The sequence below is a fragment of the Stenotrophomonas sp. NPDC078853 genome (assembly GCF_044901215.1).
Classification (GTDB): domain Bacteria; phylum Pseudomonadota; class Gammaproteobacteria; order Xanthomonadales; family Xanthomonadaceae; genus Stenotrophomonas; species Stenotrophomonas lacuserhaii.
Map to the genome: position 1 here is coordinate 77,641 of NZ_JBJDOQ010000007.1, position 23,674 is coordinate 101,314.

Annotated in this window: 24 protein-coding genes and 2 pseudogenes; 11 read left to right on the forward strand and 15 right to left on the reverse strand. The window is 60.8% G+C overall.

Annotated elements, in window-relative coordinates:
- Positions 1-2 precede the first annotated feature (2 nt).
- On the reverse strand, positions 3-647 hold the full coding sequence (locus tag ACI2JH_RS09470) for a hypothetical protein (RefSeq protein WP_404736049.1): 645 nt from the start codon (positions 645-647) through the stop codon (positions 3-5).
- A gap of 222 nt (positions 648-869) precedes the next feature.
- Between ACI2JH_RS09470 and ACI2JH_RS09475 the strand changes: the two genes are divergently transcribed.
- Positions 870-1,448 carry a hypothetical protein gene (locus ACI2JH_RS09475; RefSeq protein WP_404736050.1) on the forward strand — a complete coding sequence of 193 codons (579 nt, stop codon included), beginning with the start codon at positions 870-872 and terminating at the stop codon, positions 1,446-1,448.
- An 82-nt stretch (positions 1,449-1,530) separates the two neighbouring features.
- Positions 1,531-2,892, forward strand: a complete 1,362-nt coding sequence (locus tag ACI2JH_RS09480; protein WP_404736051.1) for a DUF1963 domain-containing protein — start codon at positions 1,531-1,533, stop codon at positions 2,890-2,892.
- 13 nt (positions 2,893-2,905) lie between these two features.
- Here ACI2JH_RS09480 and ACI2JH_RS09485 read toward each other — a convergent pair whose 3' ends face one another.
- From ACI2JH_RS09485 to ACI2JH_RS09505, 5 genes are all read right to left on the reverse strand, one after another.
- Entirely contained in the window at positions 2,906-6,724 is a 3,819-nt protein-coding gene (locus tag ACI2JH_RS09485) for an XVIPCD domain-containing protein (protein WP_404736052.1), read from the reverse strand.
- A gap of 10 nt (positions 6,725-6,734) precedes the next feature.
- Positions 6,735-7,235 (reverse strand): hypothetical protein, encoded by a 501-nt coding sequence (locus tag ACI2JH_RS09490; protein WP_404736053.1) that lies wholly within the window; start codon positions 7,233-7,235, stop codon positions 6,735-6,737.
- 192 nt (positions 7,236-7,427) lie between these two features.
- On the reverse strand, positions 7,428-8,144 hold the full coding sequence (locus ACI2JH_RS09495) for a hypothetical protein (RefSeq protein WP_404736054.1): 717 nt from the start codon (positions 8,142-8,144) through the stop codon (positions 7,428-7,430).
- On the reverse strand, positions 8,062-8,595 hold the full coding sequence (locus tag ACI2JH_RS09500) for a hypothetical protein (RefSeq protein WP_404736055.1): 534 nt from the start codon (positions 8,593-8,595) through the stop codon (positions 8,062-8,064). The genes ACI2JH_RS09495 and ACI2JH_RS09500 overlap by 83 nt, the downstream gene beginning before the upstream one ends.
- A 70-nt stretch (positions 8,596-8,665) precedes the next feature.
- Positions 8,666-9,121, reverse strand: a complete 456-nt coding sequence (locus ACI2JH_RS09505) for a hypothetical protein (protein WP_404736056.1) — start codon at positions 9,119-9,121, stop codon at positions 8,666-8,668.
- A 476-nt stretch (positions 9,122-9,597) separates the two neighbouring features.
- Here ACI2JH_RS09505 and ACI2JH_RS09510 point away from each other — a divergent pair, with 476 nt between their 5' ends.
- From ACI2JH_RS09510 to ACI2JH_RS09520, 3 genes are all read left to right on the forward strand, one after another.
- Positions 9,598-10,014: a hypothetical protein gene (locus tag ACI2JH_RS09510; protein WP_404736057.1), complete on the forward strand. Its 417-nt coding sequence runs from the start codon at positions 9,598-9,600 to the stop codon at positions 10,012-10,014.
- Positions 10,011-10,304 carry a hypothetical protein gene (locus ACI2JH_RS09515; protein ID WP_182657253.1) on the forward strand — a complete coding sequence of 98 codons (294 nt, stop codon included), beginning with the start codon at positions 10,011-10,013 and terminating at the stop codon, positions 10,302-10,304. Before ACI2JH_RS09510 ends, ACI2JH_RS09515 begins: the two co-directional genes overlap by 4 nt.
- A gap of 169 nt (positions 10,305-10,473) precedes the next feature.
- Positions 10,474-10,974, forward strand: a complete 501-nt coding sequence (locus ACI2JH_RS09520) for a hypothetical protein (RefSeq protein WP_404736058.1) — start codon at positions 10,474-10,476, stop codon at positions 10,972-10,974.
- 175 nt (positions 10,975-11,149) lie between these two features.
- Here the strand turns inward: ACI2JH_RS09520 and ACI2JH_RS09525 are convergent, their stop codons facing one another.
- From ACI2JH_RS09525 to ACI2JH_RS09555, 7 genes and pseudogenes are all read right to left on the reverse strand, one after another.
- Positions 11,150-11,791 carry an imm11 family protein gene (locus ACI2JH_RS09525; protein WP_404736059.1) on the reverse strand — a complete coding sequence of 214 codons (642 nt, stop codon included), beginning with the start codon at positions 11,789-11,791 and terminating at the stop codon, positions 11,150-11,152.
- A gap of 56 nt (positions 11,792-11,847) precedes the next feature.
- Positions 11,848-12,483: a DUF1629 domain-containing protein gene (locus ACI2JH_RS09530; RefSeq protein ID WP_404736060.1), complete on the reverse strand. Its 636-nt coding sequence runs from the start codon at positions 12,481-12,483 to the stop codon at positions 11,848-11,850.
- Positions 12,484-12,492: 9 nt separating this feature from the next.
- Positions 12,493-13,118: pseudogene (locus ACI2JH_RS09535) on the reverse strand (hypothetical protein); the annotation flags it as partial.
- An 82-nt stretch (positions 13,119-13,200) separates the two neighbouring features.
- On the reverse strand, positions 13,201-13,446 hold the full coding sequence (locus tag ACI2JH_RS09540) for a hypothetical protein (RefSeq protein ID WP_101099780.1): 246 nt from the start codon (positions 13,444-13,446) through the stop codon (positions 13,201-13,203).
- 8 nt (positions 13,447-13,454) lie between these two features.
- On the reverse strand, positions 13,455-13,970 hold the full coding sequence (locus ACI2JH_RS09545) for a hypothetical protein (protein ID WP_157825157.1): 516 nt from the start codon (positions 13,968-13,970) through the stop codon (positions 13,455-13,457).
- A gap of 377 nt (positions 13,971-14,347) precedes the next feature.
- Positions 14,348-15,016, reverse strand: a complete 669-nt coding sequence (locus tag ACI2JH_RS09550) for a DUF1629 domain-containing protein (protein ID WP_404736061.1) — start codon at positions 15,014-15,016, stop codon at positions 14,348-14,350.
- A gap of 400 nt (positions 15,017-15,416) precedes the next feature.
- Positions 15,417-15,803, reverse strand: coding sequence for a hypothetical protein (locus ACI2JH_RS09555; protein ID WP_404736062.1), 387 nt, complete (start codon positions 15,801-15,803; stop codon positions 15,417-15,419).
- A 423-nt stretch (positions 15,804-16,226) separates the two neighbouring features.
- Between ACI2JH_RS09555 and ACI2JH_RS09560 the strand changes: the two genes are divergently transcribed.
- The 5 genes from ACI2JH_RS09560 to ACI2JH_RS09580 all read left to right on the forward strand — a co-directional run bounded on the left by ACI2JH_RS09560 (position 16,227) and on the right by ACI2JH_RS09580 (position 21,361).
- Complete coding sequence (locus tag ACI2JH_RS09560; protein ID WP_404736063.1) at positions 16,227-17,054, forward strand: hypothetical protein; 828 nt, start codon at positions 16,227-16,229, stop codon at positions 17,052-17,054.
- Between the two features lie 178 nt (positions 17,055-17,232).
- Positions 17,233-18,096, forward strand: coding sequence for a hypothetical protein (locus tag ACI2JH_RS09565; protein WP_404736064.1), 864 nt, complete (start codon positions 17,233-17,235; stop codon positions 18,094-18,096).
- Between the two features lie 108 nt (positions 18,097-18,204).
- Positions 18,205-19,071, forward strand: a complete 867-nt coding sequence (locus tag ACI2JH_RS09570) for a hypothetical protein (protein WP_404736065.1) — start codon at positions 18,205-18,207, stop codon at positions 19,069-19,071.
- A gap of 236 nt (positions 19,072-19,307) precedes the next feature.
- On the forward strand, positions 19,308-19,928 hold the full coding sequence (locus ACI2JH_RS09575) for a hypothetical protein (protein ID WP_404736066.1): 621 nt from the start codon (positions 19,308-19,310) through the stop codon (positions 19,926-19,928).
- Positions 19,925-21,361 (forward strand): XVIPCD domain-containing protein, encoded by a 1,437-nt coding sequence (locus ACI2JH_RS09580; protein ID WP_404736067.1) that lies wholly within the window; start codon positions 19,925-19,927, stop codon positions 21,359-21,361. Before ACI2JH_RS09575 ends, ACI2JH_RS09580 begins: the two co-directional genes overlap by 4 nt.
- A gap of 13 nt (positions 21,362-21,374) precedes the next feature.
- Here the strand turns inward: ACI2JH_RS09580 and ACI2JH_RS09585 are convergent, their stop codons facing one another.
- Together ACI2JH_RS09585 and ACI2JH_RS09590 are read right to left on the reverse strand one after the other, a co-directional pair.
- Entirely contained in the window at positions 21,375-22,037 is a 663-nt protein-coding gene (locus ACI2JH_RS09585) for a DUF6988 family protein (RefSeq protein ID WP_404736068.1), read from the reverse strand.
- Positions 22,038-22,183: 146 nt separating this feature from the next.
- Positions 22,184-22,327 (reverse strand): annotated as a pseudogene (locus ACI2JH_RS09590) (IS5/IS1182 family transposase); the annotation flags it as partial.
- Between the two features lie 218 nt (positions 22,328-22,545).
- On the opposite strand from ACI2JH_RS09590, the gene ACI2JH_RS09595 reads away from it, so the two are divergent.
- A complete protein-coding gene (locus tag ACI2JH_RS09595; RefSeq protein WP_404736069.1) occupies positions 22,546-23,619 on the forward strand; it encodes a hypothetical protein in 1,074 nt (357 codons plus the stop codon).
- The last annotated feature ends 55 nt before the right edge of the window (positions 23,620-23,674 follow it).

Below are 23,674 nucleotides of genomic sequence, written 5' to 3' on the forward strand. Positions count from 1 at the left end.
GGCTATTTCGACTTCCCGCTGTAAGCAATGATCAGGTCGGCCTGCTGGTCCTTCAGCTGGGTTCGCTCCTCCAGCAGCTCAACCCTCAAGTGATATCTCCCGGGCGGAGGATCTACAGTAAATCCGAATGAAAATACGGTGTAGATGACCCCCTGCTCGATCAGTCCCGCGTCGCGCAACATTGCACCATTGACACTTTCCTGCCGCACACCAGGCGTCAGGCCATCGGCGTCCAATGAAATTCGTTCCTTGAGGTCATCGCCGATACGCGTGAGGGCTATATCAGCAGCCTGCGTACCGTCCAGTCTCTGCAGCTTGACCTTGGCGGGAAGCCCGCCTTGTACGAGCATGCGGGAGCGCGCAAGCATGGCCTTGGCCTTTTGTTCCTCGATCCGGATCCCAACAATCAGCGTCGAATCCGCATAGGGCCCAGGCGGCGGCAGATCAAACTCCAGATCCGCAATCACACCCGGCTTATCCAGCGCGACAGGACGCGTCAGCGGCACCTGCGTACGCGCAGCGGCCTGCGCGGCATCAAGAGGCGTCACTGGAGGCGGCGAAGGCGCCGAACCACTACAGCCAGCAAGCACTGCCAATGCGACAGCCAACGCGGCATTTCGAAGACGCCCTGATGTCGTGTTCAGCATGATGCATTCCTGTTCTAGGCGTGCCCGCACGGACTGGCGGACGTTCTGATTTCCTTACGTCGGGGAGCATAAGGGAAGCGGCTCAGCACCGAGTGATGAACGTCTGAACCCTTACAACTCCGGGGCCGGACCCACCACCTGCGACCTGGCTCTCGGCGGCACAAGGCACACCATAAAGCCCCCAATGTTAGGATGCCTGCAGCTCCTCATCCAAGGATTGGCATGAAGTTCAACCTGTTCGAAGGCGGACGGCGCATCGCACTGCTGGTCACGGCAGTAGCCGTCGTGATTGCAGTGGGAAACGTGCTGTCCAGCGAGCCTTACGTGGCCACCCACTACCGCCTCACCGGTCCCGGCGAGCCCTTCGTACGCACCACGGCGGGCTGCCCGATCAAGGACGCCGCGTCCACCTACTTCAGCACGCAGACTCCCAAAGGTCGCACTACGCATGTCCATGTCTGTCTGATGCCGGTCAACATCGTCAATGCGAACGGCAACGTGGAGGCCGTGGTGCCGTTCAAACGCGACGCGGATGGACGCGTGCATGGCGCGACCAACTTCCGCGAAGAGATCAGCGCCTACAAGAAGGCCATCCGCGCGGACTTCAAGCTGCCCGCCGCCGACGGTGCGGAGATCGACAAAATTTATGAAGAAGCTCGCATGACAGCGATGAAGCGCCAAGGCCTCAAGCTGGTGTCGTACCTGGCTGTATTCTGGGCGTTTGTATTCAGCCTGGGCTGGGTGCTGCGGGGCCTGCTGGGCATTCCGCACGGTCAGGATTTCCACCCGGATAACGGTTGAGTAAACGACGTCCCGCCGGCACACGCGGGGCAGCTGTAGATCACGCCAACCGTATGCACGCAGATGGCCAGGAGGCTGTTCAATGACAACTATTCCACCCTCACCCTTTGACGCAGACACACGCGACTTCCCCGGTGAAGAAGCGCTGGATGCCCTGCTCGCCAGCCACCGCGCTCCCGGCATCCTGCTGCAGCGTCCCTACCCTCCCAGCGCCTTCCCCAACGTGCGAAGCCGATTGGGCGGGAAGCCACAGTTGCCGGCAACGCTGGACTGGCCATTGGGCATGCATTATGGCGAGGAAACGCCCATGCATTTCCTTGCGCAGATCGACTGCTCTGAACTGCCGCGCGTGGATGATGCAATGCCGGATAAAGGGATGCTGTTCTTCTTCGCCGTCAACGCAGAGGAGCAGATATGGGATGGCGATGAACCTGGCACCAGCGTGCGCGTGCTCTATGCAGAAGACGTGCCAGCCGATACCCCGCAAACGGAGCCCCCACCAGCACTGCAACCGATCCTGTCTGCCGTGGCGAGCGACCGGTCTTCGACCTTTCCCTGGCCGCAACTGGCAGGCGAGGACGGGCCGCGCCTGCATACCGAATGGCCACTCCTCGCGCATCGGCTGGACACCTGGCCGGAGTGGGACATGATTCCGGAAGGTGACGCCGACCCGGACTACGACGCGTACAGTCGCAGGGTCAGCGCGCTCCGGCTCGGTGCCGCTGCTGCGGCAATCGGCCAGGTACCCGGCGCACAGTCCGCGAAACCGTGGGAACGTCCCGCACCCATGCCGTGGAACTTTCCCGTGGCGTGGCTTCGCATGCAGAAGGATTTCCCGTACGCAGGGATCATGATGGAAGACATCGCACGCACGCTGGCGTGTCGCTGCGCGCGTCTGGAGGATAGCGAGGCGCTGATGCGCGATGCCCTGCAATGGGTGCAACGCGGCAGGCAGATAGGACCGGACCAGGCTTGCCCTGCAGACGACGCGCTGGCGTTCCGCGAATGGATCGTGGGCCTGGCTGGGGAGCACGGCGAGGGCTCCGTGACGGGCGATATCATCGCGTCTGCCTTCACCCGGGGCGCGCTGTCGATCGTGGCACGCGCAGGCGGATCAACCGACGTTGCCCAGCTGGTTCCGCGAGAGCTTTACCAGGCAATGGAATCGAATCACCTGCCCTTCGAAGAAGATTCCCGCCATTGTGCTGCAGGCTATGGCTCACGAAGCCGGGCCGTGATTCACCAGATGCTGGGGCATGCGGTGCTGCTGCAGAATACCGGCGCGATGATCGAGGAGGATCCGGTGTGTCTGCTGCAGCTGGCCAACGACGACGCGATTGATCTCAAGCTTGGCGACTGCGGGCAAGCGACGTTCTGGATCCGCCGCAGCGACCTGGCGGAGAGACGCTTCGACCGGGTAGAAGGCGTGGTGGAGTCGCTCTGATCGAAAACGCCCCCTAGCGCATCCCCATCGCGCGCGCCTGCGCGTCTTCCTGCTGCGCCTGGCCCTGCTGTGCCTGCAGGCCTTGCTGCTGCTCGAGCGCCTTCTGTGCCTGCGCTTGGCTGGCTACCTCGAACTGCTGCAGCGACTCCTGTACCTGCGTCTGCGCGGCCTGTTCGGTGGGCATTCCCGCGCGCAGGTGCGCGGGGTCGTCCACGCTGCCCTGCACCACGAACAGATTCTTTCCCGCGTGCGCTTCGGGGGTGGCCTGACTCAGCAACACATGGTCCACGCGCTCCAGACCATTCTCCTTGGCCAACACCAGAAGACTCGCCGTCATACGCTCACTGGTGGCGTCGAATTCGCGCCCGTGCCTGGCATCCAGGGCAGCCACGCCTTGGCGTACCTGCTGGTACATGGGGAAGTCGGGGTGGCCTGACTGCGTGGGATCCTGCGGCTGGGCAGCCGCGACGTCGTGCCACGGCGCGTACGCGTGGGTGGTCGTGGATTCCTGCGGAACCGCTGCCTGCGCAGAATGCGAGGCAGGATTTGAAGTCTCTGTCAGCGCTGCTTGTGCCCAACCAGCCATGCCTTCCTCTGGCGCAGGAGCAACCTGCATGGTCTGCTCAGCAGACGGCGTACGCTCGGCTCGCTGCCCATCCTGCAAGGCAGCTGGCGGCACGCGGTCAGTGGCATCCGGGTGCGTCAGTTCAGGAATCGGCACAGCATCCCGGGCGCCCGCCATGGGTGCCTCCGCCGGGGGCCTTGAGCGCCGCTGCTCACCCTCGGCCTGAGCCACCTGCGCTGACGTATTGGGCACCGCGGCAGGCACGTTCTCGGCTTGCATGGACGCGCGCTCCCTGGCCGCCTCCTCCTGCCGCTGAGCAGGCTGCTCATCCTGGCGCTGGCGCTCTGCACGGCCTGCTTCTGCGGCTGATGCCGCGGCACGCTGCGTCTCTGCTGGTGTCTGGGTTTGCGCCTGCGTCTGCCTTGGCACAACCGCAGGCTCCACCCGCGCCACTGATGCCGCAACTGCACTGGCCGCAGCCGTCTCCGCAGCCTGCGCCGGCGCCATGGAAGGCTGCTGCACGGGCGGCACCGCCGTGCGGCCCACCTCGCGCTCGCGCTGCACGTCCGTTTCCACCGTAGGCGTGCGCACCGGGTCTGGCTGCGCACCATTGGCCATCAGCGCCGCCATGGATGCCGCCTGTTGTGCATCGGCCGTCGCAGCGCCCTGGCGGTTCGCTTCATGAAGTGCCTGCCGATGCGCGTCCTGCTCCTTCGGCGACAGCGCTTCGATGCGCAGCTCTGGTGTGTCCGGGATGGGCGCCGGTTGCTCCGGGCGCACGCTCACCGTGTCCAGGGTGGGAACGGCTCCGTCCGCCCGCGCAGGCGCGACGGATGCCTGCTGCTGGGTGGACTGGACCCGGGCAATGTCTTCAACCGTGGTCGTCGCGGTAAGCACCATCCGGTTGCCACCCGCATCGCTGAAGGCGGCAATCGCGCTGTCCGCACCCGGCGCGCGTGTACGTGGATCCGGCATCAGTTCCAGCACCACGTCGGGCGGCCGGCCGTTGCTGGCCAGGCTCTGCTCCACGGCAGCCGATGTGGCACTCAGCTCGGCCTCACTGCGTTCGATACCGTGCTTCTGATACAGCGCCGCCACCTGCCCGCGAATGCCCTCCGGTGCCAGCTCCAGGTTGGAGCGGATCCCGTCGGCCATCGCGGCCATTTCCGCGACACCGGCGTTCTGGCTGCGCCAGGTAACGTCCAGCTGCTCGGCCATGTTGCGATTGGCCGTACTGTCGAAGATCAGGCCCTCGCTGATCCACCTGCCGTCCGCCTGGCGGGTGTAGTCATTGCCATCGCTGGCCCTGAGCGTATTGGCGTTGTCGCGGGCCTGTTGGACCGCCTGTGGAATGGACGGGTTGTCCGCGCCGCCGAAGTCGCTCCAGCGCCCCTGCGCGTGCGCCACCATGTAGCGCGCGGCCATCGCAGCGGGCGTATTGGCGGCGTTCTGGGCGATCACCGTCCGCGATTGCTCATCCAGCGCCAGTGCCCGCTCGGGCGAGACCGCCTCGTGCCGCGTCACGGCTACGCGGCCGTCCAGCGTCTCCCTGACCTCAAGCTGCCACTCGCGCGATTGCGGATCGCGCACGAACTCCCGGCCACTCTCGAAGGGAGCGCGCGGCGGCTCGTCCACGCCGCTGGCGCTGAGCCGATAAGGATCCTGCGGCGTCGGCGGATTGGCCAGCCCCAGCTCGTACGAGGCGCGTGCAGCCTGCCAGTTCAACTGGCGTTCCAGCGTGCCCGATGCCACGTAGGCGGCGCGAAAGGTGACGTCCTGCCCCTGCGCGTCCTGCACCGGGCGCACCTCTACCCCGCTGCCGGTATCACTGCTCTGCACCTGTTGCTGGTGCGCGCCACTCAGCCAGCGGCCCTCGGCATCGGCCGGATCGCGCGTCCACGTGCGGCCCATCGGATCGACCTGGGTGTAGATGCGTTCGATGTCTTTCTGGTCGGCCCAGCGCTCACCAAGGTAGGCGCCGACCGCGCCCCCGCCAATGCCCGTGGCCAGCGCGCCCGGCCCTGTCCACGAACCCGTAGCGAACCCAACCCCGGCCCCTGCGACGAAGCCGCCCAGCGCGCCGCCCACGTTGCGGCCCATGAAGTGCGCAGCGGTGGAATCGGCGCCCGCCGCATTGCCCTGCGCGTTCAACTCCACCCACTTGTGGCCGGACGTGGCGAAGTCGTGTGCCAGAAGCGCGACACCCGCCACGCCCGCGGCCTTCATTCCCGGGCTGACGCGCGCACCGTGTGCGGCATCGCCTGCCATCTCGACTGCGGCAGCGGCCCCCGGTGGACCACGCGGCGCGCCGGGTTGCCCGGGTGCGTGGGGCGTCATTTCCGGCACATCGGCATACAGGCGTGGGCCTGACCCAAACTGCGGACGCGCAGCGATCCACTCCGCGCGCACGCGCGTCATGTCAGCCAGGTTCAAGGCATGGAACTCATCCACGGGCCGGCTGAAGAGTGTCTTGTTTACCGCATCCCAGCCTTCGATCGGCGTGAGGTGCCGACGTACCTGGGCCACGTCGACGGTGTGGCCGCTATTGATGGTGGCCTGCTGTGCGATGGTGCGCTCCAAGGCCTGGTACTCCGCAGCGGATGCGCTGACGAAGGCAAGTGGATCGGGGCCGAAGGCACTTACAGGGTAGCCGTTGATGCGTACGTCCGGGTGCTCGAGCGCAGTGCCGAGTTCGAAGTTGCTGAAGCCGCGATTGGGTGGTGCATTCTCGACGAAGGCAAGCAGGGGCTTGCCGGTGGCGATGGCGTTCTCGAAGTACTTTGAGCTACCGGCGTTCCACATCATGTCTCGAAGGGCGCCGGCATGGTCTCTGCCAAAAGGCTCTACCCCCTGAGAGGTCATGAAGCGCTCGAGTTTGTGCTGCATCACTGAGAATTCCGGATGCTGCGAAGGCGACTCAAACACCTCCCGTATGTACTTCCCCCATCGCGTGTCACCTATGATCCCAGCCGTTGGACCCACATCCCTCTTGTAGTCCAGCGCATTCTGGTAGTTCCCTACAGCCGCGCTATCGACTCCCGAGAAAGCGAGGTAATCGACTCCGGCTGCAAGCTCCGGGGGATGGAGGCGCAACTTCGCCTCCAAGAATTCTGCGTAGCTCGTGGTTGCATCCGGACCGGACCCTGGGGAGTGAAGATAGTTGACTACCCTCTCCATCTTCTCTACGGAAATGGGCGATGTGTCAGCCGTATTCTTGGCGCCACGCAATGTCGTCTGAGCAAAGTCGGCAAAATTGAAATCAGCCATCCGTTTATCCTCAGGCTATACGCGCCGGGACTAAGACATCGGCGAGTATTACCTCATCCTCGTATGGCGCGGCATTGCCCAGGCGATCAACCAACCCCTCCTCGATCAGGGTTTCGCGCCTCGTAAGTGCTACGTACCGCACGTCTTCTGAATTGGCAGTCTGCCCTGCAAAAGCCATCACGAGCCCACGAGCGATACTTTCCAAGAAAACGGGATCCGCCTCTTCGCTTCCGAATATTGATTTCAGCCGGAGTATGTCACGCACCACCCGCCCCGGCGTTAGGTTCAACGTATAGGTCCAAACGGGGTGCCCGGAGGTGCGGTCCACATGTTCATCACCTAAAAGGCCCAGTCCGCCAACCAGCTCGCCTTGGCGACTGAACTCATACTGGTACTCGATGGAACCGACGCCCTCCGGCTGCTCACAGGGAAGCATCCTGGGACGCAGGATAGAGATCCCACTTTCCCCATCGAACGCCGAATACTCTCGAATGACAAAGTTGACCGCCATGCCTGCCCCTCAGAAGATTCTATGCAATGTTAATCTCAATCAATACTATCTTACGCCCTGCTGAAACGGGGCATTCGTCTGAAGCGCAATTTTGACCCTCTATTGAATCCTCTTCGGAATCTCGGAGAACTCCCGCATAGCTCCTGATAGCTCCGCGACGCACGCAGAGAGATGTGCGGTCCGCCACACCAACTAGCCGCTTGAACTGCGCAACATCGCACTCACCGGATACCCATTGATGACTCCGTTCGGAAGCGTCAGCAGGGTAGTCAGCTCAAACCTGTTGAAGCTGCCGTCACGCGGAGCGTTCTCGACCAATGCCAGCAGTGATCCCCCAGCAGCAACGGCGTTGGTGATGTACTCCGCACACCCGGCGTTCCACATCATGTCATGGAGCGCACCGGCGTACTTTTCATGGAAGGGCGCGATGCCCTGCTCTTCCATGAAGGCTTCAAGGGCCTGCTCCATCAGCAGGAAATCAGGATGCTGGTCTGCACTGATGCGCAGGTCTTCGATGAACATTCCCCAGGGCGTGTCACACATAGTTCCGCAAAGCTCTGGCGCGTCTTCCACATACGCCAGCGCGCTCACATAGTTGCTCGTGCCCACACCATCGATGCCGGAAAAGCTGATGTATTGCATGCCATAGGGGAGCTTGGCTGGATGTTCCTTCAGCTTTTCCAGAACGTACGTGGCAAAGCTCGCACCGGGAGCAGGCCCTGAGCCCGGCGAGGTCAGGTACTGAATCGTCCGCTCAACCTGCTCGCTCGACAGAGCGCTCTGATCACTGACGTTATGCGCGCCCTCCAGCGTCGCGCGCACGTAGTCACTGAACGTGAGGTTGGCCGTACGAACCGTCTCTGCCGGCAGTGGAGAGAATTGTTTCTTCAGCCAAGACCAGATTGCCATTGCGGGAGATCACCTCAGGATTAGGGACTACGAACCCTGACTTGATCAGAGTATCGACAGTTGTCAGTGCCACGTAGCGCAGATCACATGCATTTTTTGGCTTACCGGTGTGGGCCTTCACCAGCCCTCGCGCCATGCCAAACAGGAATCTGAGGTGATCTTCCGGATCTTCTATCGAAGCTCTCGGCTTCAGCATCGACAAGATCATCTGGCTATTAAAGAGCTCAAGACCCAACAGGGTCACGTCACGCCCCGCAAGGTTGATCGTCGTGTTGTGTCCCCACACCCCCAAGCCGCCAATCCGCCGACCGTTCTGATAGAACGCGTACTGGTACTCCGTTCCCGGGCTGCCATCGGGCATCGTCATGAGGAGGGTGCGCGGCTCCGGAATGGTGATGCCACTGGCGGCATCGTAGGCAGCGCCCAAGCGTGACTGGAAATCGAGTGGCATGCTTCCTCCTTGAAAAGCGTTATACCCGTTGAGCCATGCCACTCAGAGCGGCACCCCAACTTTCCCCACCTCAACGCAGCTTGTAAAGCACCGCCGCGCCCGGGCGCGCTTCAAACGCCGGCACGGTCTGCTGGGTCAACGCGTTGCCCTTGCCACCCCAGACCAGCGTCTCGACAGGGTAGTCGTCCTTACGCGTCATCTCATCGATCTTGCTGACGATCACCGCCGATGCGTCAGCGGCGTCCGGGTTCCAGGCGAACACGCCTACGCGGCCATAGAACACAGCCGGGGCGGAGACATCCAGCCGGCGGTCCGGGCACATCACCAGGCCGCGGTCGATCATCACGCGCAGTGCGCCAACCGGCACCTTGTTCACTGTCGGCGTGGTGCGCTCGGCGCTGTGGCCGGGGCAGACGTTGGCGGCGCGGGTGACCATGTTTGCGGCGACCTCGCGATCAGCCTGGGCGAAGGCCAGGGCGGGGCTGAGGCAGAGGGCGAGCAGGGCAACAGGGGACGTCCGGGTCATCGCAGGTTCCTTGGGTGGCTATGGGGCGAACTTATCAACGGCCGGGGGATGAGTTGCAAGAATAATGTGAGGCCGCGTGTCGCGAAGGGCCGCCGCCACGTTCGCAATAGGCCGTTGCGGTGAGCCCCGGGTGCCCATGGGCCGGGAACACGCTTGCGTAGCCTGAGAAGAACCATGCCCTGTCACTTTTGCAGATTCGCCCATGTACGCAATGGCCTATGGCTGATGGTATGGACGCGCTGGCGACGAAGAGCGTCAGCCGGGATTGCCATCCTGTAGCTACTCGAACCGTTTGCTCTGTTTTGCCCTTTGGGCACGGCGGAGAATGCACTGCATCGTGTGCCGGCTTTATGGCGGGCGATGTGGGGGATCCCTGATCCGCCGGTTTTTTGGTTCTGTAGCCCGGTATGGCAACCCGCATCGCCCGCCACCTAGCGCCCTAGCGCAGGTGGCCTCAAGCCTTGTGAGGTACGCCGATGGATCCACACTACCCCCTCAGCGCAAAGCGTCTGTATGCCTTGATGGGCGACCGGATGATCGACTTCCCGCCGCATTTCATCGAGCGCCTGGAGCGCAGACTCGAGGAGTTCGAGACGTCACGCACCAACGCGCACCGCGTGATGCACCTGCGCGTGGTGCGGGACACCGAATCTGATGTGCCGCTGACCGCCTGCGGCTGCCCTGCCGAGCCTCAGCGGAAGGCTGATGTGGCCGTGTCCATCCGCACGCTGCAGGCGCTAGCCTCCATCTTTGAAGTGCTGCACTCGGTGCATATGGGGCAGCAGGACGGTCAGCAGGATAACGGGCTCGGCCGCTTGCTGATCGAAGAGCTGAGCGTCTGCGGACGAGAACTGGTCCGCACCTCGGCAGATGCCATGTGGGGCCAGCCATGAACGGGCCGGACAACAGATTCGCCAACGCACGCGTCACCAACCTGCGTGCAGCGGAAATGGCCGAGTACCTGGATGGCCGCCTGCATATGATCAACTACGATGAATCGACTTTCGCGCGATCCCTCCTGCTGGCGTCCGAACTGTACGGAATGAGCCACGTCGCGTACGAGTGCGGCCTGAGCAGCGACGCCATGCGCCGGCAGCTGAGCGGTACCCGCCCGCTCTACTTCGACAGCGTGCTGGGTGCCATGCGGGCGCTGGGTATCCGGTTGCGGATAGAGGTGGTTTGAGTGTCTGCTACAGCGACCACGCAGCCGACGTGTCTGGCTGCGTTTTGATGCAACGCTGGTGCTCTGTTCTACCAGCGGACAGTGGGTGGCCCCCTTCGTTACCTCGGCCCTCGTGACGTTCAAACTACGTTGATGAGATCATCCGGGCAGTCCACTCCGCCAGAAATCCATGCCGACGTACTTCCAACCCCGTTGCCTGCGCGAGCCCGCTGATGATCGAAGTATCCGCATTCTTCTGATGAGGGTGCAGGCTCCGCTGCCGGACGGAAGTGATCCTGCCCAGTACGAATTTCTTCTTTACCGCGGAGAGGACGAGTTCGGCTGCATGGGATTGAGCGGCGGCTCAAACTGGCTTGTGCGGGAGAACGACAAGCGCGAGTGGGTCTATACGATCGACATGTCTCATCCGGCGAGGCTGAAGCGCATACTCACCTTCAAGAAGGATCTCCATAGCGACGAAGACGATCTCTCGTTCCTGCGCAGGTTCTCGCTGGCCGTGCTGCACGCGGTCACCGAAAGGTCCCGCAGCGATGAAGACACGCGAGAGATCATCTTTACCTCTCAGGCAGCGCTCACCGAGATCGGCATATCGCCTGCCGATCAAGCCCTGTTGCCCGGCGGTGACGCGCCGATACTGGCAGATCTGCTGATCCCCGGAAGCACCGACTGACCTCGGCCAGGCACCGCTGGGCCGCGATCAGAATGACGCGGCACCATTGTTCGCAGCCTTCCGCGGACTTGTCCCCGTTGGATGGACACGGGACATCGACGCTGCAGTCATGTACCCAGCAGAAGGGCTGCATGGTCTCTCCAAGTGGCGGTCTGGTTCCGACCGCGTTGGTGAGTCAGATATCAGTCACATCCACGAAGGAGATGCCACTCACTCCTGCGTCCAACGAGATACCAGCAGCTTGGACAGCACTTCGGAAGGTTCTGTCGCAGAATGCGGAAGGGTTGAAAGGCGTCAAGAACACATGCGCGCCGGCCAGGATGTCGCGTTTGAACACGAGCCTCGCCCCGCCTCCCAAGGAGTAGAACTTGCCCCGGACGTAGTCATCATCGACCTTGATCCTGAGCTGGGAAGCCTCTTCGTCGAGTGCGTCCACCTCCCGCACGACATCGCACAAAAAACGGCGCGGTCCGGCTGATCCGTCGGCCAGGCGGACTTCGCATTCAACGAAAGCGAACGCTTCAGGATCCACTACTGACATCGCCCGCTGAAGCCGCTCGGACACCAGCCAGTAGCCGCCGAAGCCGCCTTCCAGGTCTCGAGGCGCAGGACCTTCAGATGGATCGAATACCACACGCGGCACTCCGTTGAGTGGCGGAAATCCTCCCGCATCTGGCCGCAGGATCAGTCGTTGGGCCACCTGAGGTTGCTGGATGTTTTCAAGGTGCGCACCGCGAAACCGCCTATTGCTCTCTGATTCCGGGCCAAACATGAAGAACACGCCTTCAGCAAACGGGTGCGTGCCTTTTCGCTTCATGCGGTCGGTCTCCTCTACTGGCGTATGGACCTTGCTACAGCCTGGACTCTGCGACTTCAAATATCTGCCGCATCGGTAAACCATACGCCATATGTTTCCTTTTCTGTCCCCATGCCTGCGTCCATGATGGCATCGCGCAGATGGCGATCACAGAAGACGAGGCGACCCGAGTACGGGGTCCTGAACACATGTGCCGCGCCCACGGCATCTCTCCGAAATATCAGACTGCTGCCGCCGGTCAGGTCATAAAACTTGCCAGCAGGGAACTCGTCGCTCAGTTCTATAGTCAGCTTCGAAGACGCTTCATCCAGCGCATCAAGCTCGCGGATGACGTCACACAAGTAGTAGGGCGGCCCCTTCTTATCGTCACTGAGGCGATAGTCAGCCGCAACGAACGCGAAGCCATCTGGATCTACCTGCGAGAGGACCCGCTGGAGTCTTTCCGAAACCATCCAGTAGCCGCTGATCCCACCCTCAAGGTCTTGCGGCGGGTCACCCTGTTCTGGCGAGTGCACGAGTCGCGGTGCTTCGCTCAATGTCGGGAAGCCGCCGCTGGCCGGGCGTAGGATCATTCGCGGTAGTGTCCGCAGCGTCTTGACGTTCTCGAAGACTACTCCGTGACCGCGACCACCACGGGTCGTGTCAGGTTGCAACAGGAAGAATTGCCCGCGTTGCGGCTGAGCCTGGTTCATTGTCTATTCTCCATCAGTGAGCCGAGACACGTACCAGTCGCCCTCAAAGGCCGGGTTGCGGACCGGCGTCTTACCGTACGCGTCCTCATACTTTCTGGCGTAGGCGGCCATCTTTGATTCGTCGATGGCGTACGGGATGAGTCCCATCACCTCAGCACCCGCCCTGCGCAGATCGAGGCGATCCCGGGGATCCCCTTCTTCTACGGAGCCGCCCTCGGTGACGGAATCATTGAAGAAAGTCGTTCCAGCATGCGCTCAATGGGCGCCCGATCAACGTAGTTGATGAGCACCGAAATCTCCTTCCGGAAATCATTGGTCCGCGGATTCGCCCGGGCACCTGGCGCCGTCGGCTTCATGTCCGGCCACTCGATCACCAGCGACACGCCCTCGCCCGGCCAAGGTGCAATCTGGCTGTCGAGGTAGTTGGCCGGAATACGGAAGGTGTTCGGGCCCAGCTTCACGTCCACGGGAGCATCAGTGTAGGTGTGGCCGTTGATGGTGCGACCGGTCTGGGGGGCGTCCGACATGGCGGGATTCTTACTGTTTTCGGTGGACGGCGGCCGGGCACAGGCGCCCGCGCTCAGTGCGACGGCGAGTGCACATGCCAGCAGGCGGCAGTAAGACATCAGGTGCATTCTTGTGCGGATCCATTGCGGGGATTGTGGGTGGAGACAGGCAACCGCGCTCAGCTCGTTCGCATATTTGCCGCATCCCGTGTCACCAGTTCTTGCTGATATCCATCGTGCGTTTATAGAGGGGCTTCTGGGACTGCTCTGCATCGGAGTCTTGGGTCTTGCCGGGCCCGGCGATGATGCCGTGCTCTACGGGCGCAAAGCCGAAGCTCTTGCGGTCTGTTTCGCGTGTTATGTCGTAGTAGACATGGCCAGCAGCTGAGGTTCCGCCATCCAGCAGAGGTGTACCCGGAGCTGCCACGTAAACGGAGAGGGTGTACCTGCCGTCCATAGGCGCTCCTACTTCGACCTGTGCCTGTAGGCCACCAGCAGCTCTGAATTCACGTCCGAAAAGTCAGCAGATGCCTCGCCGATGCGTACGCTGATTCTGTATCTGCCTGGCGCAAGGTCCTGTGCCGATGCAAAGGAAAGGTATCTCGAGTGCCCAGCGGTACTGGCACGACCCACTTGCTCGATCGAAATATCGTCCACATCATCTCGCCGCACACCACGCACATGGCCTTCGGGTCCTACGGGGACAAGCGTGGCAGGGGCGTTTCCGCTTGAAATGACGCGAACCAGCGGTACGTCCACCGGCGCTGTGTTATCGATTCGTACGAGACTCACATCCGCCTCCAGCCCCGCCGCGATGACTTTTTCGGCGACCTCAGCCGACTGGATGGCGCTCTCTGCATTCACGCGAAGACCGAGAAACAACGTGCCAGTTGCGCTTGGCCCCGGCGGGCGCAGTTCGAAATCGACGACAAGCGGCGCCTCCATTTCTACGAGCTGGAGGGGACGGACCAGAGGAGCCACGTGTCCTTCCGGGGCAGGCGACATGGCCTTTGTATCGGCGAGAATATCAAGCCTCTTGGGATCCTGAGCCGCCCCAGTGCATGCCGTCAGAGCCAGGCATATAGAGAGCGTCGCCCTTCTCCACTTCCCCGCCAGTAGCGGCCTTTGGCGGGCGCCCCGCAAAGGCACATCGGTGTATCGGTTTAGCAAGGTCACCATCATCTCCTTGGCTGAGTCGTGCACTACCGGCCTTGACCCAATGTATCAAGTGAGCAATCGATCAGCGCACGGAGGCGGATGGAGAGTATCCCGGAAAGCCCGTTGCTTTATCCCATGATGCTCTTGAAACAAAGGACCATTGCGCCGCGTGCGACCTCTCCTTGTCTCGGAGCGCGCGCTCAGTAATCAGCTGCGTCTTCAAACCAAAGTCCCGCAGAATCGTCTTCACGAGCAATTCCAGCGGCCTCCACGGCAGAGCGCATCACACTGTCGCAGATCACGTAATTACCGGAATAAGGTGTGCGAAACACATGCGCGTCTCCGACGACGTCGGTGCGGAACACCAGACTGATTCCGCCTGCGAAGTTGTAATATTTTCCACCCACGAAGTCATCGCTCACTTCGATCAGGAACTTCGATTTTTGCTCATCCAACGCATCCAAAACGCGCACAACATCGCACAGGAAGAATCGCGGCCCTGGGCTACCGTCTTGAAGTCTGTAGTCACATTCAGCGAAGGCGAACGCACTGGCATCTACTTGCTCGAACGCGTCCTTCAGTCGTTCTGAAACCAACCAATAGCCGCTGAGTCCACCTTCAAGATCCTGAGGCGGATCGCCCACGGCCGGGTCGTGGTAGAGCTTCGGCTTCTCTCTCAGCTCAGGGAATCCACCCGTGACAGGCCTTAGGACACGCCTTGGAGAACTGAGCAACCGGTCCAGGTTTTCGAAGACAACCCCATGCCCCTTGCCAGGGCGCCGCATGTCTGGGGCAAGAATGAAATACTCACCTTTCCGTGCACGTTGAAGTGTCGTCATGCCCTGATCATAGAGCCGATTTTCGCTCATGGGACACCTCTCCAGCGCCGCGCGAGCGCCCGTAACTGCAGCCCCCTCCCTGCAAAGGAGTGGCAGTGTCCAGCAATCGCCCACGCCATCCTTCGTCTTGGGCAGTCCTCGGGGCGCCGCGCAGCACCCGCCCTACCCGCTCCATGGCCAATCATTATCGCGAGGATCGGCGTGCTGATCGACTAAGTGGACGGAGTTCCAATCACAGGGCTGCTGGAGATGGCCTCGTACCGCCAAGACTATCTGAAGGAGTTCCGTAGCAAGCATCTGGACCGGCGGTGACGCCCCGATATTGGCTGAGCTGGTGATCAGGTGAGCCCCTGCAGGGTGATCCTTCGAGGCCTCAGCAACGCGCCATTTACGACGTGGCTGGCTATCGTCAACTGGACGTGCATCGGTCTCACTCCCTATAGGCCACGACCAGATCTCCATTGATCAACGCCACTTTTACCGTATCACGCAGCCGCCTTATGGCATTCACGGTCCGAACAGTAGAACCCAGGTCGCCTGCAAGCGCTCCCTGCCCGTCTGGCGAAGCCTCCAAAGCAGACAATTGCTGGAGCATGCCCTCCGTGTAAGGACCAATCGGTTCCTTTGCATAGCGTGAGCAACCTAGTTTGTCTGCAAAGGCCTGGTCGATGGGCAGGTAGAGCACATTTTCTTGGTCGTCGATGTCAAATTCGCCCGCCGCATGCAGGTGGCGAAGCAGCGGACTCCCAGCAACGATGGTCGGACCGATGATCAGCTGAGAATCGAACAGTGCGTCAGTTTCATCTTTGTCATTCATGGATGTCCTTTCCTGTGGCCAGACCTAACGAGTCTTGCTTGTTTTAACCCAGTTCTTTTCCAATAGGCAACCAGGTCACTTGCCGATTCGGTGCAGCGTCGGATCAAGCTCCACTCCGCACAAGCGGCCATGGACCATCTGCCGGTTCCTCACGCGTCTGCACTAGCCCAATGGATACCGAGGAGTCTGTTGGGTGCCGCGTCCAAGCCCAGTCTGCGAGTCTGTACTCCACGATTGAGTGAGACCGTTGTTTAATTGGGGATGTCGCGGAGGCTTTGCGGGAGCTCCTTGGTCGGGCGCTTGGCGTAGAAGCGTGACCGCTTACCGGGATGTTGACGGACCTGCTCTTATAGTTGGGCCGATCAAATGCACGGGAATGGCTTCATGTGCGTCATGCCACCGAGCCGATGCCTCGCCTTGGCAATGACCGCGGCCCTCAGCGCTACGGCCTGCGCCAAGGCCCCCACCACTGGGAAGGGTGAAAAGGAAGCTGCCATATCAGAGAACACTGCCGAAAGCCGCACCTTGGATGGTTACACGTATACAACCAAGCCCGTGGAGGCACGCATTGGACCGCACCGGTTCGCGTTCCCCGCGAATTATTACGATGACCAGATCGGCCCTGCCATCGGCGGTGGCGTTGGACTTACCCTCATGTGGCCACGCCTGCAGGCGGCACCACCGGGCACGCGCCCTACCCGCTCCATGGCGGATCACTACCGCGCTATCAGCGTTTCGATCGACTACGTGCGCAAGGTTCCGATATCTGGGCTGCTGCAGCGCATGGCCAGTAACGAGGCGACGACTGAAGACGGCGCGATCGAGCGGACAGACCCCCGACGGCGGCTGGATCTACGGACTCCCGGTACTCCGCGGTTCGGCCTCATCCCATACGCTATTGATGAAACGAGAATGGAAGCCTACGCCCAGGCGTACTCGAAGCAACGTGGCGAGGCGCCAGCGCGGAATCCGCGGACGGAGAAGGACTGGTATGTCGCCCGCTCCGGGGATGATGAGCTGACCACGTTCATCCGGTGCGACCAACCGCTCAACGGTCTGAACGGCCTAGTTATCGAGGGTGAACTGCTGGTCCCCGACGATGCACCCGAGGTCGCCAGCTGTACCCACAACGTGGTCGATGCCCCTGACAGACTCTCGATGACGATCCGCTATCCGCGCGTGGTGCTCAAGGACTGGAAGGCCATTGAGGATGCTGTGCGGGTGGTCTTGCTTAGATACATAGTTCGCTGATTCAGTCAGTCCATCATGCGGTTGGCGACGATAACGATACGAAGACAAACATTTCTGAAGTTGCCAAGCGCTGACGTGAGCTGCCCCTCGAGCGTGAGGTGCGAAGCGTGACCGCTTACCGAATCGTTGACGGAGCGGGCTCTACAATCCGGCCGATGAGCCACAAAGGATTGGTCCCATGAGTGTCCTGTCACCCAGTCGGTGCATTGCCCTGGCATTGGCCGCGGCCCTCAATACGGCGTGCGCCCAGGGACCGTCGTCTGACAAGGCTGAAAAGGAAGCTGCCATGACCGAAAATTCCGCTGAGAGCCGTACCGTTGACGGATACACCTACACGACACATCCCGTAGAGACGCGCATTGGCCCGCACCGATTCGCGTTTCCTGCGAACTACTACGATGACCAGATCGGCCCCGCGGTTGGGGGCGGCGTCGGACTGACCTTCCTGTGGCCATCAATGGAGGCCGCGCAGCCGGGATCGCGCACTGATCGCTCTATGGAGGATCAGTATCGCAGCGTCGTCGTATCGATCGATCATGTCGATAAGACTCCCATCGGAGAGTTCCTTGAGCGGTTGACGACCACGGACCCCACGACCGCTGAGGGCTCCCTTTCGCAACGGGATCCGCTGCGTCGATTGGATCAACGAGTGGCAGGTGAGCCGACCATGGGCCTTACACCGTACCTGATTGATGAAGCAAAGATCCCGACCTTCGCCGCGGCCTTCGAGCAGGAGACGGGGATGCCTTACAAAGGCGATTCGCTGAACTCCGACGACTGGTACATCTCACAAACGGCAGGCGATCCCGTTGAGACGTTCATCAAATGCGACAGCAGAAAGCGCATTGACGATGGACTCACTATTGAGGGTAATCGGTTGGTCTCGCAGCAGACCGGCAGAGTCGCCGCATGCACTCATTATTTCGTGGATGTGCCGGACAGCCTTGCCGTCCGGATGAACTACAGCAGGGCCGTGCTGGCTGATTGGAAGCGAATGCAGAGCGACGTGCGCGCCGTGTTGGCACGCTACAAGGTGAGTTGACGCGGCGTGGATGCCGATGGCCCTTACGATACAAACCGTGATCGCTTACCGCGTCATTGACACTGCGGCCCCTACAATTCCGCCGATGATCCAAAAAGGATTGGCCCCATGAGTGTCCTGTCACCCAGTCGATGCCTTGCCGTGGCACTGGTCGCAGCTCTCAACACAACGGCGTGTGCCCAGCGACCATCGTTTGACACAGCGGAAAAGGACGCTGTCCTGACTGAAGATCCGGCCGAGAGCCGCACCGTTGGCGGGTACACCTACACCACCAAGCCCGTTGCAGCGAAGATCGGCCCGCACCGGTTCGCGTTTCCAGCCAACTATTACGATGACCAGATCGGCCCTGCTATAGGCGGTGGGGTGGGGTTGACGTTGATGTGGCCGGACCTTGATGCTGCGCCTCCTGGGACGCGCTCGACGCGCTCAATGTCCGATCATCACCGTGCGATCAGTATGTCCATCGACCACGTAGATGCAGTACCCATCGGCAATTTACTGCAACGGATAACCAGTACCGAATCCAAGACCGAAGATGGCTCAATCGAGCGGCAAGACCCACGTAATCGACTGGACATGCGTAGGCCTTCGCCTGAGCAGTTCGGGCTTACCCCGTACGTCATCGATGAGGAGCGGATGGCAGCCTATTCCAAGAATTACTTGGACCAGCGAGGCAGTCCACCTGTCCGTAACGTCAGGACCGAGGATGACTGGTACGTCGCCCGCTCCAGCGACGACACACTGTCGACTTTCATCAAGTGTGACCAGCCCCAGAACGGTCGCCAAGGTCTGGAGATCAAAGGCACAGCGCTGGTATCCGATGGTGCAGATATAGTTGCCAGTTGTTCTCACTATCTTGTGGACCAAGCTGACAACCTATCGGTGACCCTTTTCTATCCCAGCGTGCTGCTCAAGGACTGGAAATCCATCGAAGATGCGGCGCGGAGCGTACTTTCCCGTTACAAGGTTCATTAACCCAGCTATGAGCGGATGCGCTGTTATGCGTTCAAGCCGCAATCGAACTTCGAAGATGAACGATGAGCAGACTGACCCCAATGGACATTGATGAAGGAGTGGCCATCGAAATGGACGCACTTGTGTACGTTGGACGTTCTTGGGCTAATGCCCTGCCTACCCTGCTCTTCGCGCGGCTCACGTAGATGGCCCACCGCATAGCGCCGCGATCAGCTCACGCCCTAATGGCCGTAGGATTGTCGTCCCTGCTCGCGGTGCTGCCCGCATGTGCTCCAGCGTCCGACGTGATTGCCATCAGCGCACCGCCTCAGCCAGAGGCGGGCGCGCCATCAAACGGCCCGGCAGCTGTGCGCACGCTCAGTGCAAGCAACTTGCAGCAACGTCTTGTCGCCTACGCGGCCTCCTTGCATGAGCCCTCTGATGCCTCGGAAGGAAAGTTTTCCCGAGCCATGGAGATCACTCTGACACCAGTCGAAGAAGGAAGGGGTGGCGGGGAAGCCAAGGATCAGCCCATGGCGGATGGCTACGCGTTCTATGCCAGCTACGGGAGCCCTACGCGAGGCATGAAGGCGCCCTACCATGGCGTTTCCATTTACAGGCCCGGCAAGAAGGCGCTCACGGAGGACCCGCAAGCTCCCTGCTTCTGGGCTGCATCGACTGCAGGAGAGGCCCTGGCAGCGAGCGGATATGAGCGTGGCGGCGAGCGTGGTTACCAGAGAGGCCGCCTGCAGCAGTACCGCCGCACCTCTTCCGATGGCAGCACAGTGTTCTACGCCGACCTGCTGACCTACACCACGGGCGCCCCGTCGCCGAAAGTCTGCGTTTACGAGGTGCGATTTTCAGGAGATGTACCATGAAGGACATGGATGCGCGTGTAGAGGCGCTGCTTTCTCAACTGCCCCAAGACCCTCGACTTCCCAAGGGCGCTGAGCACGTTATTCGGCAGGCCATAGCGGAATCTCCGTATCTGCATGCACTTCTGGGCAACGCTGCCTCTGAAAAGCAGATTGGTGCGATCGGAGTCTCCTATGGCGAACATAACGGCGGGCACTTCGAAGCCGGTCAGAACGGCCAGCCAGGCACTGTGTACGTCAGCGCCACCAACTTCACCGAGTGGAGCGGGAACGCGCGCCTTGGCCTGATTACGGAAGTGCTGGGCCACGAAGGCATGCATGGTGTGCTGACCTCTTTCCGGCAGGATGCGCTGGCTGACTTCAACCTTGCCTACGGCAAGGCAATGACGCAGGCCTACCGGGACTATGACGAGCGTGTTGACTTGACCGAGCCGGTACGAAAGTACCTCGATGGCGGGCGCAGAGAAGAGGCTTTGGCTGAGATCAGCGGGCTGCGAGCTCTCAACAGTCGCAACAGGAACCTATCGCCTGATGCATCAGAGGCCGAACTCGAACGGCTGCTTGCCCAGGACTCCACCTCGCGATGCATCGACCGATCTGGTCACGCCCCTCAACTGGCAGCGGGAATTGGTTACGAAGATCTGACGACGGGACCCTACCAAGATGGCCCAAGACTGACGCCCGCAGTAGAAAGATGCTTCTACGATGGCTCGGGGACGCTGGGCCGCAACGGCGATTCGGATTACCGGAACTACTACGGTACCTCACCAATTTCCTCTATCGCACAAGGCTACGAAGGGCTCTGGCGCGGCAGGCCCCCTGCGGAGATCCGGGTGGACCTGCACGAGCTGGGCTTGGACCCTCGCCAGCTTGAACGCAATGGATTGGACCTCGGCAACGCCAGGGTGTTTCCCATCATCGATCTCGGCAAGGAAGGGTACGGTCGAATCGAGCTGAACAACACTGCCGATCTCACGCAGAAGCCGCGGGACAAGTCAGACCGTGCCGTGGGCGACGCGCCCCCCACGGCATCAGGACTGAGCCCAAGCGATCAAACATTACTTGACGAGATCCGCAGCAAGGTCGAAATTCTTGACAAGGCCAACGGCCGCACCTTCGACGAAACCAGCGAGCGTATGTCGGCCAGCCTGCTGGCCAGTGCCAAGGATGCGGGCATCACCCGCGCAGACCATGTGGTGCTGAGCAAGCAAACTGCAAATTCGCCTGCAGCGCAGAACATCTTCGTGGTTCAGGGTGACATGTCCGACCCCGCCGCACTGCGTACGCATATGGCAGCGGCGGACGCAGCCCAGCGCCCGGTACAGGAGAGTCTGAGCCAGGTGGAGGCAATTGGGCAGCGCCAAGCGCACGAGCAGGCGGCAGAAGTGCAGCGCACGCAGGACCAACAGCAGCGTGCTTCTTCGCCGTCGATCTAAATAGTTGCCACCACTAGATCGACTGCCCTGACAATGAAGCCACCTCGATGGCGCGACGTTTTTCTTCGTCCAACAAAAGACACCCGGCATACGTCTCGTTGAGCCGCAGCACCTCCTTCTGCAGATCCGGGATGCCGGTGAGGATGGCGAGGTGCTGCCCCGCCATCATCGACATATTGTTGCTCATGCGGACGACATTGATCACCAAGGGCGTCGGGAAACCATCCCGGCTCCGGCTCAATGCGTGTACACCCGCGTGCACGAAGGAGTTCAGTGATGACCAAGCATGCGCCTTCAGTTCGATGAGGTGTGGCAGCAGGTTGGCCAGAAAAGGGGCCTGCGCGAGTGCCTCCAGCATCTTCGACAGCATCGGCAGTCTTTTCTCGCTCGTTCCGACTTCCGGCGGACAGGACAGCAACTCGACCTGCTCCTCGGTTGCACAGTGCAGAATCCAGATGGACCGCGCGAAGGCCTCGTACTGGCAGCGCATCAATGCCACAGAGGAGGACGCCATGCCTCCCGCCATCAGCGTGCGAAGGGCGTCTGCGTGTTCGAGGCTGAGCAACGCTGCATCCGCAGAGGCCAGTAGCCTAGGGGAGTCATCCGCAGGAGGATGATCCACCGTGGAGAGGAGCGCCTGGCTGAGCAGCGCGGATCGATTGAGCAGGTCGTCCATGACGGTGACTCCTGATATCTGCGGGGGGAGCTTAACGAGAGAGCGGTGCCGTGCGCCAGAGTCGACCCCCTGCCCGGCAACATCTTCTGAGACCTGCCGCGACCATCTTCACTCCTTCCGCTGGGAGATGACCATGACGGCCTCGACCGGCCTGCAATCAGGTAGTGCGGCTCGATCAGCGCCAACAGTCGCTGCCATGGCACCACCTGATCCATCTCGTTGAGGAACAGCTCGCGGCGCGTTCTCGTTCGCTGGCCCAAGCCTTCCGCATCATCGAATGTCAGCTGGATGGAGGTCCTTCAACTTGATCTGACGGACGTCAAGCTTGCGGATTAGCGGCCGGCACCACCCTAAATTTTCGCTTAGATATGTTATGAGCGTTCCTAAGGGTTGATCTCGCAGCCATTGAGAAAAGCTCGATTAGGCATCACCATCAGATGGCAGCCCCTCCGCACTCAATCCCGACGATGAGTGTCCTTAACTCAAGTATTTTCACAAGGAATTGAAGATGAAGGATCCGGGCTCCGTGTCCGAAGCTCACAGTCATGACTGGACTAACGAGTTGCGATCTATACAAGCATGGATACAGGCACACCCGGTGCTCTTGGCTACGCTGGGAATATTTCTTCCAAGTGCCGCTTTGTTCAATTATTCGATCTTCGGACGAGCACCGCTGAACCTGGCCTCAACTGATGTAATTTCCTCGTTACCAACATTGTTGGCAGCTATCGCGCTGTTGTCAGTATGCTGCAGCGTTCTGATGGTAGCGCCCGTCCTCGTCCTAATTGAGGGCGCGCCACGTGATGAGAAGGGCGAGCTCGTAATTTTCCCACTGGAAAGGAAAGCGCGCAAAAGATCGGCTTTGCAGTGGATCGCTCTGCTCCTGATGCCAGCCGCAGTCATCGCAGGCACTATAATAGTTTCGGCCCTGAGTGATGCCGTAAGCGATTGGATGTACCTTCCAATTATTTGTCTCACAGCTCTACTCTACGGAATCTGCGGCGCGTTCATACGTAGTGCTGATCGAGGGGTTGTATTTTCAGAGTCGACACTTAGAACAACGTTCGCTGGTGTCGCGCAGATGCTTATCAGCGTTTTTGTAATGCAGTCAATTCTGAGCGCGTTGCGTGACGACAGCCCCTCAAGAATTTTATTGATAGTCATCTGCGCTATGATCCTACTCGCCCTTCTGCAGGTAGGGTGCGTGATGGCTATACAGTTGACGAGCAGATACGCCGGGCCTGCGCGTCAAGCATTCTTGGCAGCCATGGGGATTGTGACGTTTGTGTGCATTTTTCCGCCGACAGGAGCTTGGCTGGCCGGCGCGGTGCTCGGCTCGAGCGCCACCGGAGGAAACTCCTGCGCGCGACTTTTTCTGTCACCTGACACGAGCTTCGCTCAACTACTGCTGGAGGCCCCAACCTCTGAACGCCACACGAGCGACTTAAGGGTGCTAGCGAAGGTAGATGGAATTTACTTGGTGAGAAAATATGGCGCGGCCGAAGGAAGCGTCTATCTAATTCCAGAACTTCAGGTTTTAGCACTCACTCCATGCACATCGACGCGGAAGAGTGGAAGTTAATCTATCTCCTGGCACGCCAGTTTTCCCAAGCCATGCTCCGGCCATACAACCTGAC

Excerpts from the sequence above, each read along its gene's own strand:
- ACI2JH_RS09485 (WP_404736052.1), bottom strand. The coding sequence starts at position 6,724 with ATGGCTGATTTCAATTTTGCCGACTTTGCTCAGACGACATTGCGTGGC.
- ACI2JH_RS09490 (WP_404736053.1), bottom strand. The coding sequence starts at position 7,235 with ATGGCGGTCAACTTTGTCATTCGAGAGTATTCGGCGTTCGATGGGGAA.
- ACI2JH_RS09585 (WP_404736068.1), bottom strand. The coding sequence starts at position 22,037 with ATGGACGACCTGCTCAATCGATCCGCGCTGCTCAGCCAGGCGCTCCTC.
- ACI2JH_RS09550 (WP_404736061.1), bottom strand. The coding sequence starts at position 15,016 with ATGAGCGAAAATCGGCTCTATGATCAGGGCATGACGACACTTCAACGT.
- ACI2JH_RS09525 (WP_404736059.1), bottom strand. The coding sequence starts at position 11,791 with ATGAAGCGAAAAGGCACGCACCCGTTTGCTGAAGGCGTGTTCTTCATG.
- ACI2JH_RS09570 (WP_404736065.1), top strand. The coding sequence starts at position 18,205 with ATGAGTGTCCTGTCACCCAGTCGATGCCTTGCCGTGGCACTGGTCGCA.
- ACI2JH_RS09540 (WP_101099780.1), bottom strand. The coding sequence starts at position 13,446 with ATGGACGGCAGGTACACCCTCTCCGTTTACGTGGCAGCTCCGGGTACA.
- ACI2JH_RS09475 (WP_404736050.1), top strand. The coding sequence starts at position 870 with ATGAAGTTCAACCTGTTCGAAGGCGGACGGCGCATCGCACTGCTGGTC.
- ACI2JH_RS09470 (WP_404736049.1), bottom strand. The coding sequence starts at position 647 with ATGCTGAACACGACATCAGGGCGTCTTCGAAATGCCGCGTTGGCTGTC.
- ACI2JH_RS09515 (WP_182657253.1), top strand. The coding sequence starts at position 10,011 with ATGAACGGGCCGGACAACAGATTCGCCAACGCACGCGTCACCAACCTG.
- ACI2JH_RS09530 (WP_404736060.1), bottom strand. The coding sequence starts at position 12,483 with ATGAACCAGGCTCAGCCGCAACGCGGGCAATTCTTCCTGTTGCAACCT.
- ACI2JH_RS09505 (WP_404736056.1), bottom strand. The coding sequence starts at position 9,121 with ATGACCCGGACGTCCCCTGTTGCCCTGCTCGCCCTCTGCCTCAGCCCC.
- ACI2JH_RS09560 (WP_404736063.1), top strand. The coding sequence starts at position 16,227 with ATGACCGCGGCCCTCAGCGCTACGGCCTGCGCCAAGGCCCCCACCACT.
- ACI2JH_RS09480 (WP_404736051.1), top strand. The coding sequence starts at position 1,531 with ATGACAACTATTCCACCCTCACCCTTTGACGCAGACACACGCGACTTC.
- ACI2JH_RS09500 (WP_404736055.1), bottom strand. The coding sequence starts at position 8,595 with ATGCCACTCGATTTCCAGTCACGCTTGGGCGCTGCCTACGATGCCGCC.
- ACI2JH_RS09510 (WP_404736057.1), top strand. The coding sequence starts at position 9,598 with ATGGATCCACACTACCCCCTCAGCGCAAAGCGTCTGTATGCCTTGATG.
- ACI2JH_RS09565 (WP_404736064.1), top strand. The coding sequence starts at position 17,233 with ATGAGTGTCCTGTCACCCAGTCGGTGCATTGCCCTGGCATTGGCCGCG.
- ACI2JH_RS09580 (WP_404736067.1), top strand. The coding sequence starts at position 19,925 with ATGAAGGACATGGATGCGCGTGTAGAGGCGCTGCTTTCTCAACTGCCC.
- ACI2JH_RS09495 (WP_404736054.1), bottom strand. The coding sequence starts at position 8,144 with ATGGCAATCTGGTCTTGGCTGAAGAAACAATTCTCTCCACTGCCGGCA.
- ACI2JH_RS09555 (WP_404736062.1), bottom strand. The coding sequence starts at position 15,803 with ATGAATGACAAAGATGAAACTGACGCACTGTTCGATTCTCAGCTGATC.
- ACI2JH_RS09520 (WP_404736058.1), top strand. The coding sequence starts at position 10,474 with ATGCCGACGTACTTCCAACCCCGTTGCCTGCGCGAGCCCGCTGATGAT.
- ACI2JH_RS09595 (WP_404736069.1), top strand. The coding sequence starts at position 22,546 with ATGAAGGATCCGGGCTCCGTGTCCGAAGCTCACAGTCATGACTGGACT.